Here is a 19911-nt window from a genome sequence, read left to right as displayed (position 1 = left end):
GAATTTGACGACGCTATCGCGAGCAGGCTCACTCCTGCAGTTTTAACGGTGAAGCGGCTTAATCGGTGGCGAGTACACCGCGGCGAACCTGATCACGCTCGATCGATTCGAACAGTGCCTTGAAGTTGCCTTCGCCGAAACCGTCGTCGCCTTTACGCTGGATGAATTCGAAGAACACCGGCCCCATCAGGGTTTCCGAGAAAATCTGCAGCAACAGACGCTTGTCGCCCGACTCGGACGAACCGTCCAGCAGGATCCCACGCGATTGCAGCTGATCGACCGGCTCGCCGTGGTTCGGCAGGCGGCCTTCGAGCATTTCGTAGTAGGTTTCCGGTGGCGCGGTCATGAAGCGCATGCCGATGCTTTTCAGGTGATCCCAGGTCTTGATCAGGTCATCGCTGAGGAAGGCCACGTGCTGAATGCCCTCACCGTTGAACTGCATCAGGAACTCTTCGATCTGCCCGGCGCCCTTGGACGATTCTTCGTTCAGCGGGATGCGGATCATCCCGTCCGGCGCGGTCATGGCCTTGGAGGTCAGGCCGGTGTATTCGCCCTTGATGTCGAAGTAACGGATCTCACGGAAGTTGAACAGCTTCTCGTAAAAGTTGGCCCAATACGCCATGCGACCGCGATACACGTTGTGGGTCAGGTGATCGATGATTTTCAGACCGGCGCCGACCGGGTTGCGGTCAACACCTTCGATGAACACGAAGTCGATGTCGTAGATCGAGCTGCCTTCACCAAAACGGTCGATCAGGTACAGCGGCGCGCCGCCAATGCCTTTGATCGCCGGCAGGTTCAGTTCCATCGGCCCGGTTTCGATGTGGATCGGCTGGGCGCCGATTTCCAGCGCGCGCTTGTAGGCCAGTTGCGAATCCTTGACGCGGAACGCCATGCCGCACACCGATGGGCCGTGCTCGGCCGCGAAGTACGAAGCAACGCTGTGCGGTTCGTTGTTGAGGATCAGGTTGATCTGGCCCTGGCGATACAGGTGCACGTCTTTGGAGCGGTGGGTCGCGACCTTGGTGAAGCCCATGATCTCGAAGATCGGCTCCAGGGTGTTCGGGGTCGGCGATGCGAACTCGATGAACTCAAAGCCCATCAGGCCCATTGGGTTTTCGTATAAATCTGCCATTTTGGCGCCTCATCATTTTTTAGAATTAACGGAACGTTAGTTGCTAAGAATGCTGAAGCCGGCGGGTGGCGCGCAGGAGATGCCCCGCACGCTGCGGGCGAGGAAGTCACCGTAGATCAATTGAAACCCAAAACTTTTCATTGTCGACCCAAGGCTGATGCGGGCGAGGCTTCTGCTGGCAGAAGACGATTATTATTGTATGCGTAACCCGATTCTACACAGCGTAAATAGGTTTGTCCGCCTTCTGTATCAAATCCCCTTTTTCCCTGCTCGCGCAAGGGGTTTGTTGCACAGGAAAATCCCCGCGAGAATCAGCCCGCCTCCCAGGCACATCGTCAGCGTCAACTGCTCGCCCAACAGTAACGCGCCGAGGATCACCGCCGTCAGCGGATTCAGGGCAATGAACACCCCCGAACGTGTCGCGCCGATTTGGCGAATGCCATCGTAATAGCCGATGTAGGCCAGCGCCGAGCCCAATACACCCAGGTACATCAGGCTCATCCATTGCTGCGGACCGAGGCTCATGAGCGCGCTAACACTCAGTTCACCCCGTATCGCACTTGCCACCCACAGCATCAGGGTGCCGAGCAGAATCGAATACGCCACCGTCTGCACCGGCCCCAGCGAGTGGTTCAGTTCTTTGGAGAACAGCGAGTAAATCCCCCAGCCGAGCACGCAGCCGAAAATCAGCAGGTCACCGATCCACGCGTCGGCGTTGTCGACCAGTAAATGCGGGTTGCGACTGACGATCACCAGACTTGCCCCGGCGATACAGATCGCGATCCCGATAACCTTCGCCCGACTCAAGCGCTCCTTGAACAGCAGCCACGACGCCAGTCCGATCACGGCGGGGTTCAGCGCCACAATCAATGACGCTCGCGATGCATTGATGTAATGCAGTCCATAAAAGAAGCACAGGTTGTAGAAGAAGATGCCGAAGAACCCCAGCAGCGCCAGTTGCAGCCACTGCCCGGGGCTCGGCTTCGCCAGTGGTACGCGGGCTAGCAGCAAAAACAGCAGCAATGCCACGCTGGCCAGGAGGAATCTGAGGCTGGCGGCGAACAATGGGCTGAGGCTGTCCGCGAGAAACCGGCCAGCCACGAACGTCCCGCCCCAGATCATGGTGACGGCGGCGAGTTTCAAATAAACCGGCACATCCGATGAGGTTGTTTGCGCGTAAGCATTCATGAGGTGCAAGGACTTCAGTCAGGGAAGATGACGTATCATTTGACTAATGCATGATCATCGTAAAATGAGTAAAGACTCATGACCTTGACACAACTCGAGATTTTTTCGCTGGTCGCCGAACTGCGCGGGTTCACGGCGGCGGCCAATCGGCTGGGGATCTCCCAATCGGCGGTGTCGCATGCCTTGAAGTCGCTGGAACAGGAATTGGGTGTGGAGTTGTTCCGGCGCCACCAGTCCCAAGTCGAGCCGAGCGACATCGGTCTACAGCTCTTGTCGCGCGCCCGGGCCATGCTCGGGTTGGCCGACACCTTGCGCCAGGAAGCCGCCGACGCTCGCGGGATGAAGCGCGGCACCCTGCGCATCGGCTCGTTCGGCCCCACCTCATCGATCAAACTGCTGCCACAGATCCTGGCGCACTACCGCGCCGCTCACCCCGGTATCGAAGTGCACATCGACGAGGGTCCGGACCGGCAGATTATCCAGTGGCTGGAAGAACGACGAATCGATATCGGTTTCGTGGTGCTGCCCGAAGATCGCTTCGATACCTTCAGGCTGATCGAAGACCGGATGGTCGCGCTGCTGCCCTCCGATCACCCGCTGACCGGTCGCGACAGCCTGAGTTTGAGCGACTTGTGTCACGACCCGTTCGTGCTGACCGAAGCCGGGTCTTCGGAGCTGGTTTCACGGCTGTTCACGGCTGCCCGGCTGACACCGAACATCCGTTATCGCTGCTCGCAGCTGCTCAGCACCCTCGACACGGTAGGCCGAGGCGATGCCGTGACCGTGGTCGCCGAAGGTTCGTTGCCCGACGACAACGACAGCCGCTACGTGAAAAAACCGCTGTCTCCATCCGTCAATCGGCAGGTGGGCCTGGCAGTGCTCGACCAACGTCAATCGTCGCCCGCAACGCTGGCGTTTATCCAAATGGCTACAAACCTTGACTATCGTTGACCGGCATAAGTACCGACAGCCATCTATCATGCCCACTACCTGAACTCTTTTTTGGGAGGCGTGCCGTTGTCCTCCCTGCATTTGAGAGCCGTATCCCTTCGTCACAGGCTTTGTGAATGCCACTAAACGCCAAGACCCACAAACGCGGCAAACGAATGGCTGTGACCGTTTTGAGCGGGGTACTCCCGGTGCTGTTGGGGGTTGTCATTCTCTATATGCAGGCCGAGCGTGCGCTCAAGCAGAGCACCGAGCTGACGGCCGAAGAAGCCATCCGCCAATTCGAACTGATGCTCGACCGTAACGCCCAGGCGGCACGAGAACTGCTGCCGCTGGCCGGCCAAAACTGCAAAGACGTCAAATTGGCCCTGCGTGAACAGGTCACCCGCGGTCCATTCGTGCGCGCGACGAATCTGGTGTGGGACGACAGCATTTATTGCAGTTCTTTGTTCGGTGACTACCACGAAAAGCTCAGTGCCGGCGACTACTCCAAAGGCCGGTTGCTACTGATGAAAGGCAACCTGGTCACGCCTGACACTGCGATACTGGTGTATCGACTGGGCGAAGGAAAACAGGGAGCTTTAAGTACGCTGGACGGTTATCACCTGAGCAACGTGCTGCGCATGATTGGTCGCAAGACGATCCTGTTGCTGCAAGTCGGTCCCAACTGGGGGGCGTGCCGAGATAAGCCAAAAATTAGGACATTCGTTCTGTAAGTAACTGTTTTTAAGGGAACTGCTCATGTGCTGCGGAAGGACGGTCGAGAATAGAGGGTGGCCACTTGGGATTCTAACCAGCCCTGCTTACAAACCTTGGCTACGGTTTGCGTCGTAATAACGAGCCAGCCGCATTCTCCTCGAAAGCTCCAGCTTCCTCGATATAGCCGTGTACGGTGCCATCGTGCCGCCAGCCACCCTGTCGTTTGATCTCAAGGAAATCCGCCCCAGCCCGATGCGCACTGGTAGCCAGTCCCCGACGCAGACTGTGGCTGCTCAGTTCGGGCACATACAACAGCCCTGCGGCTTCGGCACGTGCCGTCAGGATGGTATTCACGCTGCCCTCGTGCAGTGCCACCTCGCCGAGTACGCCCCAGCGGCTGATGCGCCGGAACAGTGGCCCCTGAACGATCTGAGCCGCGTCCAACCACCGGCGTAGCGCTGTCGCGGGGCAGCAGATGCTGTCGCCGTATGGGATCGCCTTGTCGAGTCCCTCGCCCTCCTGATCGGTCTTGGAACGGGGCAGCGTGATCCGTAGACCTTCCTGCTCCCACTCGAGGTATTGCATCTCCAGCGTGACCAATTCGCTGCGCCGGAACGCACCAAAATACCCGACCTGGAGCAGTGCACTGTCCCGCAGTGTCGCCAGTCCGTCGAGCGTGTTCAGGTGCACCACGATGCGTTCGAGATCCTCTAGGACCAGGGCCTTGGCTTTTTGTCGAGGCCGCCCGTTCACCCGCTCAATACCGCGCAAGGTTTTGCCCACGGTGGCGCTGGCGGTAGGGTCAGGAAAACCCTGATAACGGTGCCATTGCGACAGCGCCGTGAGGCGCAGGGCCAGGGTGCGCGGGTTCAATACTTCCGCAAAAGACAATAGATAACGAATCAGCGCGGCTTCATCGCACGGCAGCACGCCGCCCCAGGCGAGAAAGTGGCGAATGGCCGAGCGGTAGGTGCGCCGGGTGTTGTCGGTTGTCGCGGCGGCGAGAAAACGCTGATGTTGCTCAGCCAATTGTTCGGGGGTGGTGAGCGTACCGGGGGTACGCGCAAGTACTGTCGGCTCTTCGTGCCGCCTGGTGGGGAGGTTTTCGTCATTATTGCCGGCTGTCATCACGAAGCGCCTGTTTAGGCCATGTGTACCGCAGATTATAGACACAACCCTCGATCGCGATGACTTAACTCACGATAACCGCGCTTATCGTGGGCCAAGCAGCAGTTACTCAAGGTTGAGCTATTCTGTACTTAAATTGCTGTATTACGTTTTCCATAATACGGTACGAAAAAATCCGAGGTGTTCATGGCCCGTTCCGGCGTCCTCTACCTGCATGTTGCCCAGGCGGCCACCCAACTGGTGGCTGCGGGCCACAACCCCACCATTGACAGCATCCGCGTCGCCCTGGGTGGGACGGGCAGCAAAAGCACGATTGCTCCGTTGTTAAAGCGTTGGAAAGCCGCGCATCCCGGCACGCTGGCCCAGGCCGAACTGGGATTGCCCGCGGAGCTGGTCCTGGCGCTGAAAGGACTGTACGAAAAAGTTCAGGCGGAGGCGGCCGTCCAACTCCAGCAGGCCGTAGCGGCTCACCAGGCAGAGGCCGACGCGTTGCAGGAACAGTTGCAGCAGGCATTCGTCGAGCGCGACGCGCAACTCAGCGTTCAGGAGCAGCAGGCCCAGGCACTTGCCGTAGCCACTACGCGCAGCCAGGGGCTGGCTGACACCCTGCAGCGTCAGGAGATCGCCCTGGCCAGCCTGGGCAGTGAAAAGACCGGGCTCGAACAACGTCTGGCTGACCGCGCCGCCGAGGCGGCCGCACTGACCCGGCAACTGCAACAAGCGCGGGAGCAGTTTGAGCACTACCAGGCATCGGTCGCGCAACAACGCAGCGACGAGCGCCAGGCCACTGAGCAACGCCAGCAGCGCCTGGAACACGAATTGGCAGCGCTCCGGCAGCGTCTGCTCGCGCAGCAAACCCGCCTGGGCGAACTGCAGGCGCAGGAACAACGCCTGGTGCAGGACCATGATCGTCTAGAGAGCACCCTGCTCACGACGCAAGCGACGCTCGCGCAGAGTCAGATTGCGCATGAACACGTCTTACTTCAATTCACCGACTTGCAACAGTCGCATCAGGCACTGGAGCAGCGCCATGGCCAAGGTGAGCAGCGTTTGGCTGAGACGCGGACTTACCTGGCCGTCAATGAACGGGAGCGAAGCCTGCTGGCGGAACGCTTAAGCCAAACTGAAAGCCAATTGAGCCAGTTGGCCACAGAAAAGCAGCTTCTCGTGCAAGACAACGCGGTGCTGTCAAGCCAGCTCGCAGAGTCCAGAGCGATGAAGCCGAAGACTTGTTGACCGAAAAAGGCGCCTACCTCAGGCGCCTGAAACCATCCTCCAAACCAAAGGAGCCAAACAGGAGGACAGTGGAGCAATCAACTCTTCAATACACAGCCTGGCTGGAAACCAAGGTCGTAGATGAGGAGAGTCGCCATGCGTAACGCCATTACCTACACCGTCCTTGCTACCTTCATAGCCCTTGGAACTGTTGCCACGGGATTTGCCGAACAGGCCAAAGCCCCCGCCCAAAGCAGTGCCGAGACAAATAAGGGTGAGGACATGCACATGATGGACGGCAACCATATGCCGATGATGGACATGCAGGAAATGTCCAAGATGATGAAAAACTGCAATACAATGATGGAGAACATGAACCAACACATTGGAATGGAGTCCCCGAAGGGCGATAGCAAGGCACAATAGCGATCTGGTTCACGTCGGCCGTCTCCGTCCCTCGCCGGTGTGCGCCCCGACACGGAGGCCGACCTTGCCGCTCCAGGTATCGTTCTCAAAACTGCCGAGGAGCTGCTTCCCCTCATCGACGGCCTTGTAGTAATTCAAACCACCGACCAAGGCGACATCATCTGCAAGCGGGTAGCTCCAGGTAGTGCCGGTATAGTATTGGTTTCAGGCATCCTTGAGACAACTGGTGTAAAGGCTGAAGCCAAGGTTGTCGTTGGGTGTGTAATCACCGCCGACTATCCACGGAGAGCCGACTTCGCCTGCGTAGAAGGTTGCAAAATCATCCCGCATGCTGCTGGAGCTGGGTTGGCTCATCGCGTGCAGGCGTCCGCCCTGTAGCACCAAGCCCTCGACACTGGTGTTGTATGCGGTGACGCCGCGGAAGCTTTCCGGAAGCAGTCGCGAATCGCCGTACTGCACGACAGGCGTGACAGGGAAGACATCGCCTACTTTGATTTCAGTGTCCAGGAAACGGGTCTTTACGGCGCCGCCGAGCTTGGAGTAATTGTCCTCGGCCTGGCCGAGCCCGACTCGAATCGGCCTATGACTCCGTGGGCCCATTCTTCCGAGTAGCCATTTCCTGTACTGCTGGACTGGCCTTTGCGAAAATCACGGTTGAAGTAGAAATTTCGATTGAGGATGCTCAGGCTGCTGCCTTCGATGAATCCCTCGCCTTTTTCCTCGGCGGCCATTGCAGCCTGCGCAGCGCTGATGCTCAAGACGATCTGAGAAAGTCCCAACAGGGCCTTGTTGTTCATAAACGCTCTTGATGTTTTGGCAGATTTTTCATTGTGCGGTTGTGTATATGCCGAAGCGCGCCGGGCATAGCCGGGTGCGCTTCTTACATACTTCCACATGCAAAATAACGTCAGGGTGACGTGAAAATTACTTTTCCGTCAGCAACACGTCAACAATGCTCAGTGCTGGCTCCTGCAATCCGTTCCTGATACGCGGTACTCCAGAATATGCAGGTTTCCGCTCGAATCCTCGTAGGTCATTTGCGCAGGCATCACATCGCAGTTGCCATTGGTCGACGTGACGTGAATGACCTTGGCGATGTCGAGCTTCATGCCATAGCGGTAGTGAGTGACTTCTGGCGGGTTCTTGCCTTGGGCGCTAGCGTATTCGCGCATGGATTGCTCGTTGGCCTGGATCATCTTACCGTACAGGCGATCGGAACTGCCATCGGCCCATACGGTGGATGACAGCAGAGTCGCACTCACTATCAGCAGCAGTCTTAGGTGTTTCATAACGGCGATCTCCTCTCGGGTTTTCGATCCACGATTCAACTCTACCTCCGTAGTTAAGTACGGAATCAAGGAGGGAGGAGATGAAGGTCCTGGTTTATGGCGCCGAGATAAGATGGTAGGGCTTAAGTACACTTTCGTCGGGTAACAGCAGCGCATTACTGCGCCACCGCCCCCAAAGAACCGGGCATGAGAGTCGCGCCTCATCCGGCTCAAGTCTTTCGTCAGCACCATGGTCTAGTACCGGGCAATCAATCCACGTCTATCGCAGCTCGACGTTGGGCAAAGTAAGACGACCACGCAGGATCACAGGGATTGGCCAAGTTACGTAGTGCCGTTTCTCGATCCGGCTTAGGTATGTGCGCCACGTAATCACGCTTGATCGTCTTCACGAAGCTCTCGGCCATGCCGTTGCTCTGCGGGCTGCGAACTGGGGGGTCACCGGCTGCAAGCCGATCTGTCGAGCAAACAGGCACGTCTGGTCGGCGGTGTACGCCGAGCCGTTATCGCTTAGCCATTGCACCGGCGTGGCGGGCAGTTGATCACCGAAGCGCCTCTCCACGCTTTCCAGCATCAAGTCGCGGATATCATCGCCGCTGTACCCGGTCGGGCTCGCGACCTAGCCGATGGCCTCGCGATCACAGCAGTCCAGGGCGAAGGTTACGCTCAATTTGGCTCCGTCCTCGCAGCGGAACTCAAAGCCGTCCGAGCACCAACGCGTATCGCTGGTTTGCACCGCAATACGGCCTTCGTGCCGACGCGGCACGCCGGGCTGTTTTCGTAGACAGATTCAGCAGCGGTTGCAGGTGCTCGCCGCACTGGATCACCCAGCGCGCCAGGGTTTGGCGGGGGATATCGACGCCGTGACGACCGAGGATTTTTTTGAAGCGGTGCAGCGGCAGACCATCGACGTATTTGGTGATCAACAGCATCGCCAGGACGCTAGGACTGGCCATGCTCTTTTCGATCAGTTGAGCCGGTTTGTCGGCGGTGACCGGTGCGGCTTCACAGCCGCGGCAGCCGTAGACCTTGTCCGCTGGTTCCCTTCACAACCACTGGCCAACGCAGAGCGTTTTACCCATGCAGCGAAACGATTAGCGGACAGGAAACGGTCCCGTGGCTCGCACAACAGTCGTGAACCAGTTGCACCAAAACAGACTCGATCCGTCGCAGATCCGCGAGCTTGCCACGCACATCCCCAAGCTTCTGCTCGGCGAGCACGCGCGCTTCATCACAGTGAGCGCCGTCATCGAGCCTCAACAGCCCGGCCACTTCTTCGAGGCTAAAGCCCAGCCGTTGCGCGGACTTTACGAATTTCACCCGGGCGACATCGGGGGTTGGGGAGCAATGGAACTGAAAACCAACGTAAGCCGAATTAGAGTTCGTTTTACTCGTCAGCGACTGCGAATTAACGAACTTTGATTCGTGAGAAAGGTTTATTGCACTGATTTTCGGGTGTTGGTGACCTTTCCTCGCGATAGCGGAAACGGTTTCATAAAACGGTCGTTTTTCGAAACTATCCAGACGTTGCAAGGGTTTGCGGGGCAGCGACTGAGCTTAAGTGCACTTTCTGTTCCGTTGCTCCCCCAACCCCTATTTCCAGCAGCGAGGTGATGAATTCGTTTTGCTGTTGTGCGGCGGCGACAAAAGCAGCCAAAGCCGTGATATTGAAGCGGCTAAAAAACTCGCCAGCGAGTGGAGGTCAGAATGAGCGAAAAAATTTACGACTACGACCCAGCAGCAGCCCTAGACGGCCCTGAAGCAATCGCCGTCTTCATGGCGGAGCCCTGCCATTTCCTCTCAGCGCCATAATCCAGGACCTTCATCTCCTCTCTCCTTGATTCCGTACTTAACTACGGAGGTAGAGTTGAATCGTGGATCGAAAACCCGAGAGGAGATCGCCGTTATGAAACACCTAAGACTGCTGCTGGTAGTGGGTGCGACTCTGCTGTCATCCACCGTATGGGCCGAGGGCGGGAGCGACCGAGCGATTGAGCGAATTGCTGCACGCGAGAGGGCTGAAGCGACCCTGGTGGCGGAAACCGTCAAGGAGATTAAGCAACTGGGCCCCACGGCGGCAGGCCGTAGCGAAGCGCAGCCCGCCTGTCCGCCTGCAAAGTAGAGCCTGTGCTACTCGACCAGATGCAACGTGAGCCCACTCTGCTGAGGCGCGAGGGCAAATAGCAATACCAAACTGTGCCCTTTGCAAGTGCTCCTTTGGCCATTCAGCGGCGCTCATTGAGCGCCGCTTTTTTCTAAGCGCAAGCCGACCAACAGGGGCGCCTTACGCAACGGGAAATCCTCGGTTAACGCCCGAGTTGTCCCCATGCAGCGAAACGATCAGCGGACAGGAAACAGTCCCGTGGCTCGCACAACAGTCGTGAACCAGTTGCTCCAAAACTGACTCGATCCGTCGCAGATCCGCGAGCTTGCCACGCACATCCCCAAGCTTCTGCTCGGCGAGCACACGCGCTTCATCGCAGTGAGCACCGTCATCCAGCCTCAACAGCCCGGCCACTTCATCGAGGCTAAAGCCCAGCCGTTGCGCGGATTTAACGAATTTCACCCGGGCGACATCCGCCTCACCGTAACGGCGAATGCTGCCGTAGGGCTTGTCCGGTTCGGGTAACAGCGCCTTGCGTTGATAGAACCGGATGGTTTCCACGTTGACCCCGGCCGCCTTGGCGAAAGCGCCAATGGTCAGGCTTTCCAAATTGTTTTTCATACCGCTTGATTCCGTACATGACTACGGGACTAACCTTAAACCATCGATCAAATGCTCGAAAGGAGAAATGCATGTCTGAACCATCAAACGGGCGCGCCCCTCTTGTCGCCGGGGGGCTTGCGGCGATTCTCGCCTCGGCTTGCTGTCTCGGGCCGCTGATTCTGATCGCACTGGGATTCAGCGGGGCCTGGATCGGTAACCTGACCGTGCTGGAACCGTACCGCCCGCTCTTCATCGGCGCGGCACTGGTGGCGCTGTTCTTCGCCTACCGGCGCATTTTCCGCCCCGCTCAAGCCTGCGCACCGGGCGAGGTCTGCGCCATCCCTCAGGTACGTACCTCCTACAAGCTGCTGTACTGGCTGGTGGCGGCCTTGGTGCTGGTCGCGCTCGGCTTCCCCTACATCCTTCCCTTGTTCTACTGATCAGGAGTTCACCATGAGAAAACTGCTCGCATCCTTAGCCCTCGCCAGCCTGGTCGCCACACCCGTCTGGGCGGCCACGCAGACCGTCACCCTGGCGGTGCCGGGCATGACCTGCGCCGCCTGCCCGATTACGGTGAAGACGGCGTTGACCAAGGTCGATGGCGTGACCAAGGCTGAGGTGAGTTTCGAGAACCGCGAGGCCATCGTCACCTTCGACGATACCAAGACCAATGCCCTGGCGCTGACTAAGGCGACCGAGGACGCTGGCTATCCGTCCAGCGTCAAGCAATAGGAGGGACTTCCGATGGCAAATCCTCTCAATCTGTTCACGCGGATCGGTGACAAAGCCGGCTCCGTCGGCGTGCTGATTTCTGCCATAGGCTGCGCCATGTGCTTTCCCGCCCTTGCTAGTCTGGGGGCCGCGTTCGGTCTGGGCTTTTTGAGCCAGTGGGAAGGCCTGTTCATCACCACGCTGCTGCCTCTGTTTGCTGGACTGGCTCTGCTCGTCAATGCCCTCGGCTGGCTCAATCATCGGCAGTGGCGACGGACTGCGCTCGGCCTGATCGGTCCTACCCTGGTACTGGCAGCGGTATTTTTTATGCGGGCTTATGGCTGGCGGAGCGGTTGGCTGCTCTATATCGGCCTGGCCCTCATGTTTGGGGTGTCGATATGGGATCTCGTGTCGCCCGCTCATCGCCGTTGTGGGCCGGATGCCTGTCCGACGCCGCCAAACCAGTGAACCTGACAAGAGACGATCTAATGAGTAACGAAATGACCGAACTGAAAATCATTGGTATGACCTGCGCCTCCTGTGTCGTGCATGTGAAAGAGGCCTTGGAGAAGATTCCGGGCGTGCATCGGGCGGATGTTTCCTACGCCAGCGGGAAGGCCGAACTGAAGGTCGACGAGGGCGCAAGCCGTGAGCAGATGCAGGCCGCTGTCGAGGCCCTGGGGTATCGAGCGGCGTTCGAAGACGCCATGGTACAAGCCCGTCCTGGCCTGCTCGATAAGGCACGGGGTTGGTTGAGCAGCACTGACGCCGGGAAAGAGGGCGACAAGCTCCACGTCGCGGTCATCGGCAGTGGTGGCGCCGCCATGGCGGCCGCGCTCAAGGCGGTGGAAGGCGGTGCCCGCGTCACCCTGATCGAGCGCGGCATCATCGGCGGCACCTGCGTCAACGTGGGCTGCGTGCCCTCCAAGATCATGATTCGTGCCGCGCATGTGGCCCATCTGCGCCGCGAGAGCCCGTTCGACGCCGGGCTTTCCGCCATGACGCCGACCGTCCTACGCGAACGTCTGCTCGCGCAGCAACAAGACCGTGTCGCCGAACTGCGCCACGCCAAGTACGAAAGCATCCTGGAGAGCACGCCGGCGATCAGCGTGCTGCGCGGCACCGCCCGTTTCCAGGACGGCCACACGCTCAGCGTGAAACTGGCCGAGGGTGGCGAGCACATCGTAGCCTTCGACCGCTGCCTGGTCGCCACCGGCGCAAGCGCGGCCGTTCCACCGATTCCAGGACTGAAAGACACGCCGTACTGGACCTCAGACCAGGCACTGGCGAGCGATACAATCCCTAAGCGGCTCGCCGTGATCGGCGCCTCCGTAGTGGCAGTGGAACTGGCGCAGGCCTTCGCCCGGCTGGGTAGCGAGGTCACGATCCTGGCACGCAGTGCGATGTTCTTCCACGAAGACCCGGCCATCGGCGCGGCGGTGACGGAGGCCTTCCGTATGGAGGGCATCGAAGTGCTGGAGCAAACGCAAGCCAGCCAGGTGTCCCACGCCAACGGCGAGTTCGTACTGGCCACCAACCATGGTGAGTTACGTGCCGACCAACTGCTCGTCGCCACCGGCCGCACGCCCAATACCCAAGGCCTGAACCTGGAAGCGGCCGACGTGCAGCTGGACGAGCGCGGCGGCATCCAGATCGACGAGCGCATGCGCACCAGCGCAGCGGATATCTATGCGGCCGGCGACTGCACCGACCAACCGCAGTTCGTCTACGTCGCGGCAGCGGCTGGCACCCGCGCGGCAATCAACATGACCGGCGGCGAGGCCAAGCTCAATCTCGACGTCATGCCGGCCGTGGTGTTCACCGATCCGCAAGTGGCCACCGTCGGCTACAGCGAAGCCGAAGCGCAGCACGCCGGGATCGAAACCGACAGCCGCACCTTGACCCTGGACAACGTGCCGCGCGCGTTGGCCAACTTCGACACGCGGGGTTTCATCAAGTTGGTTGCCGAAGCGGGCTCCGGCCGACTGCTGGGAGTGCAGGCTGTGGCCCCGGAAGCAGGAGAACTGATCCAGACGGCGGTACTCGCCATCCGCAACCGTATGACCGTGCAGGAATTGGCTGACCAGTTGTTCCCCTACCTGACGATGGTCGAGGGACTGAAACTCGCCGCACAGACCTTTAACAAAGACGTCAAACAATTGTCCTGCTGCGCAGGGTAATGAGAGAGGGAGGTTGAAACATGAGCAACACGGCAGACGATCTCGGTAGGTGCGACAGCCTACGCAAGACATGGCAGTTGGTCAGCTTCTGGGGCCTGCCTGCCGTCGTGGCGACGATAGCGATTGTTCTGTCTAATCGACGCCCCGCGTTGTTCCTGGCAGCAGGCGCCGCGCTGGCCGTGATGGGCGGCGCCTGCCTGGTCAACGCCACGCGTTGTCGCCGCCTTCACTGCTACATAACGGGGCCTCACTTCCTGTTGCTCGCAGTTGGTGCGCTATTGGCTTATGTGTTTGACCAAAACGGCGAGCATCTCTCCAGGTTGTGGCTGCTACTGGCTCTGGGAGCTGCACCGTTGCTCATCTGGCTACCTGAGCGCCTAGCCGGAAGGAAATATCTGAGCGCCCCAGTTTGCGGTGAAGGTCGGGAGTGTCGGCGATGAATGCCTACTCCATATCCAGATTGGCCGAGGACGCGGGCGTCAGTGTCCATATAGTCCGAGATTATATGCTGCGCGGCTTGCTGCACCCCGCGCGGCGCACGGAAAGCGGTTACGGCATTTTCGATGAGCGGTCCCTGGCGCGGCTGTGCTTCGTACGTGCCGCCTTTGAGTCCGGTATCGGGCTCGACGAATTGGCGCGGCTCTGTCGAGCGCTCGATGCAGACGATAGTACCGATGTGATCGGGTGTATCGACCGCTTGCTTGGGCAAATCGCGACCCGGCTGGCAGCTTTAGACGCAGTGAAAACGGAGTTGGCCGGGCTGACTCATCGTGCCATCGAAGGTCACACCCATGCGTAATACCAACCAATCCGAATCAATCAAGATGCCCCGCTGGCACGCCTACACGTGGGGTGTGCTCGCCGCGCTCACTTGCCCCTGCCATCTGCCGGTGCTGGCATTACTGCTCTCGGGGACTGCGGCCGGGGCCTTCGTCAGCGAGCATTGGAGCCTCGCGACGCTCGTGCTGACGGTTCTCTTCGTCCTCTTCCTGAGAGCGGCTCTACGGGCCTTTCGGAAGCGGGCGTGACCCGCTCGGAGCACGGCGCGGTCTCCGCTGCCGAGTTGCGGCAGGCTTGGGAGCGTTGGGAATTGTTGCTGCACTGCCAGCCGCAGGTCGATCTGCGCGCAGGTTCGATCGCAGGTGTGGAAGAGTTACTAGGTTTTCTTGGACGATGGAGAAACCCCATCATGAACGCAAACGACACCCCCACTATCAGTTGCTGCGAATGTTGCAAGGAAATTTCCCTTGACGCCGCACTGACGCCGGAAGGTACCGAGTACGTCGTGCACTTCTGTGGCCTTGAATGCTATCAGCGCTTCATATCGCGCGCGGATAAGAGAGCGGCATCCGAGCCTGATCACCCCTGCACACCAGAGGTCAGTACCCGTCACGACGACTAATCTTTGCCTCTGGAAAGTGGCTCTGGTTTTTTTTAGAAAGCGTGAGTCCATTGAGATTTAATGCAAGTCCGCTCGTGGCTAATGTAAGCCCGAAGGCTTCGTCAGTAGTTTTATCTAGGCCGATGCCCGGGAGGATGGCAGCGTGCCTACAGGGCGTCAAAACCGGCTACCCAGAGTCAAATTCACCCCACAGTACAGCGATGCTATAGAGTTACTCGTCAGTCCTGCAGCATCAGTTTTACTCTGCACCTCCATTGTATTCAGTCTGCCGGCAGCCCATTTGCACGAATAGTCTAGTCCTGATAGTCAGGAGCAAGCGCTGCCAAAGGAGCAACGTGTTTAGAACCCGCCTGCAAGCATGAACATAAAGCAGAAATATCCTCTTGAAGGGCCATCGCCTGCGCCCAAATACTGTCGACATCACTGGTAGCCACAGTGAGGGGGAAACCTTCCAGTACCGTCATGGCCATGCCATGCAGGCGTAGGAAGTCTTCTCGAATGCTGCCGACCCCTCCGATTTCAGCAAGGCAGGCATCCAGCCGGTCGACCAAGTTGAGCAACTGAGCGGTGTCGTAGCTTGCACGCAGAGAGTCGAGTACCTTGGTATCGACGTCCCCATAAGGTGTCACGCGGAACGAAGCTGGCGGGATATGCATCAGTTCGTCACCTCAACGTTGCTGTCAGACATCTGTTTCGCACGCATTGATCCCGCAGCCTGCTGGAAAATGGAATCCTTGATCCAGGGTTCCGGTGGGCGTTTGAGTTTCAGGTTGAACTCCCCAAAACGTTTGACATTGCTGGTTAGGTAGGGGCTGAGAAACGATACGTCGTCGTCAGTGAACTGCCAGCCATCACGGGCGAGCTTCTGCAGGATGCGCATCATGTCCACGGTGTTCTGCAGGATCACCGACGAGGCCACCATGTCGTTGTAGCGCAGGCGTTTCTGTTGCTCGTCCGGATCGTTTTCGGCGATCACGTCACCGCCAAAGGACAGCCACTTAGAGAAGCCGTTGTAGGACTCGATCTTATTGGTGTTGGCGGTGACTTCCTGGCGCAACTCGCGGCTGCCGATCCAGTTGAGTAGGAAGATCGTCCGGATCACGCTGCCCAGCGCTTGCGCGGCATGATAGAGCTTGTTGCGCCGACTGTAGGAGCCAAGTTTGCGCAGCAGCATAGGTGAGGAAATCTTGCCGGCCTGGATTGACAACGCGACCTGCATCAGATCCTGCCAGTGGGTTTCGATCAGGTGCCAGTCGGCGGTGTCGGTGAACAGACGGTTGATGTGTTTATACGAAACGCCGCGATCTGGCCGGCACATCACCAGGTCGCGCCAGTTGCGGATACGCGGCATCAGATTGATGCCCAGCAGATGAGTGAAGGCGAACACCGTGGCCGACTGGCCCTGGGTGTCAGAGTACACCGTATCGGGTTCGACGCTGAGGTCGACCTTGAGCAACCCCTCAATCACATAGATTGCCTCCCAGATACCAGGCGGGATGAAGTGCTGGAACACCGCGATGTAGTTATTGGCCACGTGTCGGTACGCCACGGCCCCCATCTTGCGATAGCGGAAGTGGTAGCCGGCCAGCAGATTGTCGTCATAGAAGTCGAACTGCGTACCGTCCGCGGCCACCGCCTTGCCATCGCCCCAGAGCTTGGGCAGGTCAAGTTGCAGATAGAGTTCCACCAGCTCGCGGTTAGCCTTGTCTAACTTCTCAAGCGAGAGATGGCGGCGATTCGTATAGGACAGCATGTGCGGCGTGACATTACCGGCCAGATGCCGTGCGGCCTGGTTGGGGCCAAGGTTGCAGCCCATGGCGAAGATCGTCATCAGGTAGCGCTCGGCCGGTTCTTTGAGCTTTGGCTCGTTGCCGGACATCGGCCCGAAATGCCGAGTGAACTGAATCCAATGCTCAATGTTGGCCATGATGTCGAGCACGTGCCTGGCCGGCATGCGCTGCATAAGCGCCGTCTGTAGCGAGATGGCCGAAGGCGGGATGTCCCGCGCTATCACTCGGCGTAGCACCGGTTCGCCGGCTTCATTGATCGATACGTCACCTCGGCAAGAAGGGAATTTTTCATCCAGATGCTGCGCGGTTTCCTCCAGCTGAATCTTGAGGGAGGCGACAAACTCCTTCGCCGTGCCAGGCAGCCCCACCTTTTCGCAGTAGGCCGGTAGACGATGGAAACATTCTTCCCAGGGCAGCAACTGCTTACGGTAGTCGGCGAAAGATTCCGACCCCAGCACGCACATATCACCCGAGCGCAGCTCACTGGCCAGGTAAGAGAACACGCAGACTTCCAGATAGCGCCGGTTGGTAGGTGGCCCTTCACTGGCAGGACGACGCACGACCTTAACCCAGCGCTCCGACGCAAACGACAAGTCGACATGCTCGTCGATCCACTCGCGGTGTAGATTTTCGCTGTCCTGGATGAGCTGAAGCGCCTGGATAAGTGAGCGATCCTGAGTCGTGGGTTCCAGTTGAAGAAGGTGGCTCAGACGGAACAACAGCGAGCGATGGGACTTGAAGTGCTTCCAGATCAGCGGCAGGTAGTTGTTACCGCCCGTAGCCTGGACTTCGGCGCAAGTCTCGCGCAACCGATCCAGGTTGCCATCGGGAGAGAGGAATTCCCGGATCAGACTGCCAGCCTCCTGGTCATCCGGTTCCTGAACAAGAATCTGCACCACGCCATCCAGGGTGGCCGCCAGTTGCTCCAGCTTCTGGCGTTGCCGCGCCTGGATTTGCTCCAACTCCTCCTTGGCGCGTTTGTGGATCGTCGAAATCCGTCGGATGAACATCTCGGCCAGGTGATCCCGAGTTCGCACCCGCATCCGATAGATCAAGGCCAGCATCAGTGTGTAGCGTTTCGGCAGCGAGCAGTCCTTCAGCTCGGCGACGTCCGACGCGGCGGCTTGGGTGGCGAAGTGGCGGATCTTAGCATCGACGACCCCCTCAAGAATGGCATCCAGATCTCCGAAGCTCTCTAACCACGCCAGGTGGTCGATCAACACCTCCAGGTGCTTGCGGGAAGGCTTCTTGGGTGCCTGCTTGAGTGCGTTGAAGTCACTCTGCCGACGCCCGAAATCCGTGTCGAGCAGCTCCTTTAGCTTGTAGATCACCTCGATTGGCGCTCGGAGCACGATCAGGTTGAAGGTAACTTCCTGAGCACTCGCCAAAGCGGTTTCTGCGATGTTGTTGAGCGTCGAATAAGCCGGAAGCTCATAGCCACGCTGAATCAGCTCATCAAGCATGGCATTAATGAGATCGACTCGCTGCTCAAGCACTACAGCGCAGTCACGTGCGATTTCCTCAGTGATCGCTAGCCCGTCGCTGCTATAGAAGGGTGTAACCTGCAGGTACTGCCGAACCGCCGCTTGGTGTCGGTAAAGGGTGCGGGGGTTGCTGTAGCGCGGAGCTATTCGTGCGCCGTAGCGAAGGCATTGTCGGACATGACTGATGAGCTCCTGAGGAAGCTCCTCGAACGGAACAAAATAGTGTAGCTGCTGAAACACCTTTAGTTGGATTGCCAGCCCAATCGATAGCGCTGGACTCTTAGCGGTGTTATTGACCCATTCGATCTCTGAATCAGACAGGGAATAGCATCGATGCAGCTCCTTAGCTGGCAACTGACTGGGCAAGAGCGGGTAGGCTGTCCTTTCCACCGAAGCCATTGAGTTCATCCCCCAAGTAAGGCAAAACATCAGCATAGACGGCTAGTCAGGCGGGGGATGACCAGCAATCAAGAACTCAATAAATTTCCTTTTAGTTCAATATCTTGCAGAACGAATGTCCTAATTTTTGCCTTATCTCGGCATAACCCCAACTGGTTATCCGCCGACGGCAAGGTTCACGATGTCGCCCTTCCCGTCCCGCCCGTAGCCGAAAGCAAACTGACGTCCACGCGTTATGGCTTTACGGTCGCAGCCGGTTTCCCCGAGGGTGAAACCTGGCGCTACATGAACAGCGAGTACCCACCGCTGTTCAGTTTGCTGATCTTCTTCGGCGTGGTCTCGGGCGCAATCGGACATGTCCTGCAAAAGCGCTCGTCGTCCCCCAGCCATGAAATGCAGCGTGCGCTGGAGGCCGGTGAGTTTGTTCCCTACTTTCAGCCCGTGGTGCATGGCGATACCAAAACCTGGTCCGGCGCCGAAGTGTTGATGCGCTGGAATCACCCGAAGGAAGGCCTGGTACGCCCGGACCTGTTCATTCCTTTTGCCGAGCATTCCGGGTTGATCGTGCCAATGACCCGCTCGTTGATGCGACACACCGCGGCGCTGTTGGCGCCTGCGGCTGCTTCGTTCGATGGGCCGTTTCACATTGGCATCAACATCACCGCCAGTCATTGCAAGGACTTGGACCTGGTTGAAGACTGCCGGGAGTTTCTCAGTGCCTTCGCACCAGGGGCCATCCACCTGGTGCTGGAATTGACCGAGCGCGAACTGATCGAACCAACGGCCATTACGCACCAGCTGTTCGAGCAGCTTCACACCTTGGGCGTAATGATCGCTATCGATGACTTTGGCACAGGTCACTCAAGCCTCGGTTATCTGCGTCAGTTCAATGTGGACTTTCTGAAAATCGATCAGAGTTTTGTCGCGATGATCGGCGTTGACGCGCTTTCCCGGCACATTCTGGACAGCATTATCGAATTGTCGGCCAAGCTTGATCTGGGCATCGTCGCCGAAGGCGTGGAAACCGAGGAGCAAAGTGACTATCTGGCCGCACACGGCGTGAACTTTCTGCAAGGTTATTTGTTCGGTCGACCGATGCCAGGAGCCGAATTCATTAATGCATTAAGGCACCATTAACCTGCGGTTTAAGCGACGAGGCAACGAAGCAGCGCACCAAATTGAATCAAAAGACTACTGTAGTTACATGAAGAAA

The 19911-nt window shown here is 58.5% G+C and carries 19 protein-coding genes and 7 pseudogenes; 15 read left to right on the top strand and 11 right to left on the bottom strand.

Annotation, left to right across the window (positions count from 1 at the left end; translation table 11 throughout):
- Positions 1 to 58 precede the first annotated feature (58 nt).
- On the bottom strand, positions 59 to 1135 hold the full coding sequence (gene hppD, locus FHL16_RS06235) for a 4-hydroxyphenylpyruvate dioxygenase (protein WP_010460695.1): 1077 nt from the start codon (positions 1133 to 1135) through the stop codon (positions 59 to 61).
- Positions 1136 to 1384: 249 nt separating this feature from the next.
- The gene (locus tag FHL16_RS06230; RefSeq protein WP_077747749.1) at positions 1385 to 2323 is read right to left on the bottom strand and encodes a DMT family transporter; all 939 of its coding nucleotides are present in this window, start codon (positions 2321 to 2323) and stop codon (positions 1385 to 1387) included.
- A gap of 78 nt (positions 2324 to 2401) precedes the next feature.
- Between FHL16_RS06230 and FHL16_RS06225 the strand changes: the two genes are divergently transcribed.
- Together FHL16_RS06225 and FHL16_RS06220 are read left to right on the top strand one after the other, a co-directional pair.
- Entirely contained in the window at positions 2402 to 3274 is an 873-nt protein-coding gene (locus tag FHL16_RS06225; RefSeq protein WP_010460697.1) for a LysR family transcriptional regulator, read from the top strand.
- A gap of 116 nt (positions 3275 to 3390) precedes the next feature.
- Positions 3391 to 3942 (top strand): annotated as a pseudogene (locus FHL16_RS06220) (CSS-motif domain-containing protein); the annotation flags it as partial.
- Between the two features lie 145 nt (positions 3943 to 4087).
- Here the strand turns inward: FHL16_RS06220 and FHL16_RS06215 are convergent.
- Entirely contained in the window at positions 4088 to 5098 is a 1011-nt protein-coding gene (locus tag FHL16_RS06215; RefSeq protein WP_077747747.1) for a tyrosine-type recombinase/integrase, read from the bottom strand.
- A 186-nt stretch (positions 5099 to 5284) separates the two neighbouring features.
- On the opposite strand from FHL16_RS06215, the gene FHL16_RS06210 reads away from it, so the two are divergent.
- Both FHL16_RS06210 and FHL16_RS06205 read left to right on the top strand, forming a co-directional pair.
- Entirely contained in the window at positions 5285 to 6334 is a 1050-nt protein-coding gene (locus FHL16_RS06210) for a DNA-binding protein (protein ID WP_011154388.1), read from the top strand.
- Positions 6335 to 6469: 135 nt separating this feature from the next.
- The gene (locus FHL16_RS06205; protein WP_033979952.1) at positions 6470 to 6739 is read left to right on the top strand and encodes a hypothetical protein; all 270 of its coding nucleotides are present in this window, start codon (positions 6470 to 6472) and stop codon (positions 6737 to 6739) included.
- Positions 6740 to 6775: 36 nt separating this feature from the next.
- Here FHL16_RS06205 and FHL16_RS06200 read toward each other — a convergent pair.
- The 5 genes and pseudogenes from FHL16_RS06200 to FHL16_RS06185 all read right to left on the bottom strand — a co-directional run.
- Positions 6776 to 7536: pseudogene (locus FHL16_RS06200) on the bottom strand (OprD family outer membrane porin); the annotation flags it as partial.
- Between the two features lie 159 nt (positions 7537 to 7695).
- Complete coding sequence (locus tag FHL16_RS06195) at positions 7696 to 8028, bottom strand: DUF2790 domain-containing protein (protein WP_033979951.1); 333 nt, start codon at positions 8026 to 8028, stop codon at positions 7696 to 7698.
- A 314-nt stretch (positions 8029 to 8342) separates the two neighbouring features.
- A pseudogene (locus FHL16_RS34365) lies at positions 8343 to 8797 on the bottom strand (DDE-type integrase/transposase/recombinase); the annotation flags it as partial.
- A 13-nt stretch (positions 8798 to 8810) separates the two neighbouring features.
- A pseudogene (locus FHL16_RS06190) lies at positions 8811 to 9056 on the bottom strand (IS66 family transposase); the annotation flags it as partial.
- A gap of 43 nt (positions 9057 to 9099) precedes the next feature.
- Positions 9100 to 9357: pseudogene (locus FHL16_RS06185) on the bottom strand (MerR family DNA-binding protein); the annotation flags it as partial.
- A gap of 262 nt (positions 9358 to 9619) precedes the next feature.
- On the opposite strand from FHL16_RS06185, the pseudogene FHL16_RS34360 reads away from it, so the two are divergent.
- Positions 9620 to 9736: pseudogene (locus tag FHL16_RS34360) on the top strand (type II toxin-antitoxin system RelE/ParE family toxin); the annotation flags it as partial.
- A 195-nt stretch (positions 9737 to 9931) separates the two neighbouring features.
- Positions 9932 to 10147, top strand: a complete 216-nt coding sequence (locus tag FHL16_RS34005; RefSeq protein ID WP_017849619.1) for a co-regulatory protein PtrA N-terminal domain-containing protein — start codon at positions 9932 to 9934, stop codon at positions 10145 to 10147.
- A gap of 162 nt (positions 10148 to 10309) precedes the next feature.
- On the opposite strand, the gene merR is transcribed toward FHL16_RS34005, so the two are convergent.
- Entirely contained in the window at positions 10310 to 10750 is a 441-nt protein-coding gene (gene merR, locus FHL16_RS06170; protein ID WP_003131870.1) for an Hg(II)-responsive transcriptional regulator, read from the bottom strand.
- A 71-nt stretch (positions 10751 to 10821) separates the two neighbouring features.
- Between merR and merT the strand changes: the two genes are divergently transcribed.
- The 8 genes from merT to FHL16_RS34945 are packed head-to-tail and all read left to right on the top strand — an operon-like array spanning position 10822 to position 15025.
- The gene (gene merT, locus FHL16_RS06165; protein WP_017849617.1) at positions 10822 to 11172 is read left to right on the top strand and encodes a mercuric ion transporter MerT; all 351 of its coding nucleotides are present in this window, start codon (positions 10822 to 10824) and stop codon (positions 11170 to 11172) included.
- A gap of 13 nt (positions 11173 to 11185) precedes the next feature.
- Entirely contained in the window at positions 11186 to 11464 is a 279-nt protein-coding gene (gene merP / locus FHL16_RS06160) for a mercury resistance system periplasmic binding protein MerP (RefSeq protein WP_003131880.1), read from the top strand.
- Positions 11465 to 11476: 12 nt separating this feature from the next.
- On the top strand, positions 11477 to 11911 hold the full coding sequence (gene merC / locus FHL16_RS06155) for an organomercurial transporter MerC (protein WP_003131881.1): 435 nt from the start codon (positions 11477 to 11479) through the stop codon (positions 11909 to 11911).
- Between the two features lie 32 nt (positions 11912 to 11943).
- Positions 11944 to 13623 carry a mercury(II) reductase gene (gene merA, locus FHL16_RS06150; protein WP_031633059.1) on the top strand — a complete coding sequence of 560 codons (1680 nt, stop codon included), beginning with the start codon at positions 11944 to 11946 and terminating at the stop codon, positions 13621 to 13623.
- 20 nt (positions 13624 to 13643) lie between these two features.
- Positions 13644 to 14063, top strand: a complete 420-nt coding sequence (locus tag FHL16_RS06145) for a hypothetical protein (protein WP_017849615.1) — start codon at positions 13644 to 13646, stop codon at positions 14061 to 14063.
- Entirely contained in the window at positions 14060 to 14422 is a 363-nt protein-coding gene (merD, locus tag FHL16_RS06140) for a mercuric resistance transcriptional repressor MerD (protein ID WP_017849614.1), read from the top strand. The genes FHL16_RS06145 and merD overlap by 4 nt, the downstream gene beginning before the upstream one ends.
- Positions 14415 to 14651 carry a broad-spectrum mercury transporter MerE gene (gene merE / locus FHL16_RS06135; protein ID WP_017849613.1) on the top strand — a complete coding sequence of 79 codons (237 nt, stop codon included), beginning with the start codon at positions 14415 to 14417 and terminating at the stop codon, positions 14649 to 14651. The genes merD and merE overlap by 8 nt, the downstream gene beginning before the upstream one ends.
- Positions 14648 to 15025, top strand: a complete 378-nt coding sequence (locus FHL16_RS34945; protein ID WP_425274543.1) for a DUF3330 domain-containing protein — start codon at positions 14648 to 14650, stop codon at positions 15023 to 15025. The genes merE and FHL16_RS34945 overlap by 4 nt, the downstream gene beginning before the upstream one ends.
- Positions 15026 to 15318: 293 nt before the next feature.
- On the opposite strand, the gene tnpC is transcribed toward FHL16_RS34945, so the two are convergent.
- A complete protein-coding gene (gene tnpC, locus FHL16_RS06125; protein WP_017849612.1) occupies positions 15319 to 15681 on the bottom strand; it encodes a Tn3 family transposase post-transcriptional regulator TnpC in 363 nt (120 codons plus the stop codon).
- On the bottom strand, positions 15681 to 18698 hold the full coding sequence (locus FHL16_RS06120) for a Tn3 family transposase (protein ID WP_026140367.1): 3018 nt from the start codon (positions 18696 to 18698) through the stop codon (positions 15681 to 15683). Before FHL16_RS06120 ends, tnpC begins: the two co-directional genes overlap by 1 nt.
- A gap of 147 nt (positions 18699 to 18845) precedes the next feature.
- Here FHL16_RS06120 and FHL16_RS06115 point away from each other — a divergent pair.
- Positions 18846 to 19835: pseudogene (locus FHL16_RS06115) on the top strand (EAL domain-containing protein); the annotation flags it as partial.
- Positions 19836 to 19911: the final 76 nt, after the last annotated feature.

The sequence above is a fragment of the Pseudomonas sp. FSL W5-0299 genome (genome assembly GCF_005930655.1).
Taxonomy (GTDB): domain Bacteria; phylum Pseudomonadota; class Gammaproteobacteria; order Pseudomonadales; family Pseudomonadaceae; genus Aquipseudomonas; species Aquipseudomonas mandelii.
This window is presented reverse-complemented; position numbering and strand designations above follow the sequence as displayed.

Coding starts and splice junctions, on each gene's coding strand:
- merT (WP_017849617.1), top strand. CDS start 10,822: ATGTCTGAACCATCAAACGGGCGCGCCCCTCTTGTCGCCGGGGGGCTT.
- FHL16_RS06225 (WP_010460697.1), top strand. CDS start 2,402: ATGACCTTGACACAACTCGAGATTTTTTCGCTGGTCGCCGAACTGCGC.
- tnpC (WP_017849612.1), bottom strand. CDS start 15,681: ATGCATATCCCGCCAGCTTCGTTCCGCGTGACACCTTATGGGGACGTC.
- FHL16_RS06210 (WP_011154388.1), top strand. CDS start 5,285: ATGGCCCGTTCCGGCGTCCTCTACCTGCATGTTGCCCAGGCGGCCACC.
- merA (WP_031633059.1), top strand. CDS start 11,944: ATGACCGAACTGAAAATCATTGGTATGACCTGCGCCTCCTGTGTCGTG.
- FHL16_RS06120 (WP_026140367.1), bottom strand. CDS start 18,698: ATGGCTTCGGTGGAAAGGACAGCCTACCCGCTCTTGCCCAGTCAGTTG.
- FHL16_RS34005 (WP_017849619.1), top strand. CDS start 9,932: ATGAAACACCTAAGACTGCTGCTGGTAGTGGGTGCGACTCTGCTGTCA.
- FHL16_RS06230 (WP_077747749.1), bottom strand. CDS start 2,323: ATGAATGCTTACGCGCAAACAACCTCATCGGATGTGCCGGTTTATTTG.
- FHL16_RS06195 (WP_033979951.1), bottom strand. CDS start 8,028: ATGAAACACCTAAGACTGCTGCTGATAGTGAGTGCGACTCTGCTGTCA.
- merE (WP_017849613.1), top strand. CDS start 14,415: ATGCGTAATACCAACCAATCCGAATCAATCAAGATGCCCCGCTGGCAC.
- FHL16_RS06205 (WP_033979952.1), top strand. CDS start 6,470: ATGCGTAACGCCATTACCTACACCGTCCTTGCTACCTTCATAGCCCTT.
- FHL16_RS06215 (WP_077747747.1), bottom strand. CDS start 5,098: ATGACAGCCGGCAATAATGACGAAAACCTCCCCACCAGGCGGCACGAA.
- merP (WP_003131880.1), top strand. CDS start 11,186: ATGAGAAAACTGCTCGCATCCTTAGCCCTCGCCAGCCTGGTCGCCACA.
- merC (WP_003131881.1), top strand. CDS start 11,477: ATGGCAAATCCTCTCAATCTGTTCACGCGGATCGGTGACAAAGCCGGC.
- merD (WP_017849614.1), top strand. CDS start 14,060: ATGAATGCCTACTCCATATCCAGATTGGCCGAGGACGCGGGCGTCAGT.
- FHL16_RS06145 (WP_017849615.1), top strand. CDS start 13,644: ATGAGCAACACGGCAGACGATCTCGGTAGGTGCGACAGCCTACGCAAG.
- merR (WP_003131870.1), bottom strand. CDS start 10,750: ATGAAAAACAATTTGGAAAGCCTGACCATTGGCGCTTTCGCCAAGGCG.
- hppD (WP_010460695.1), bottom strand. CDS start 1,135: ATGGCAGATTTATACGAAAACCCAATGGGCCTGATGGGCTTTGAGTTC.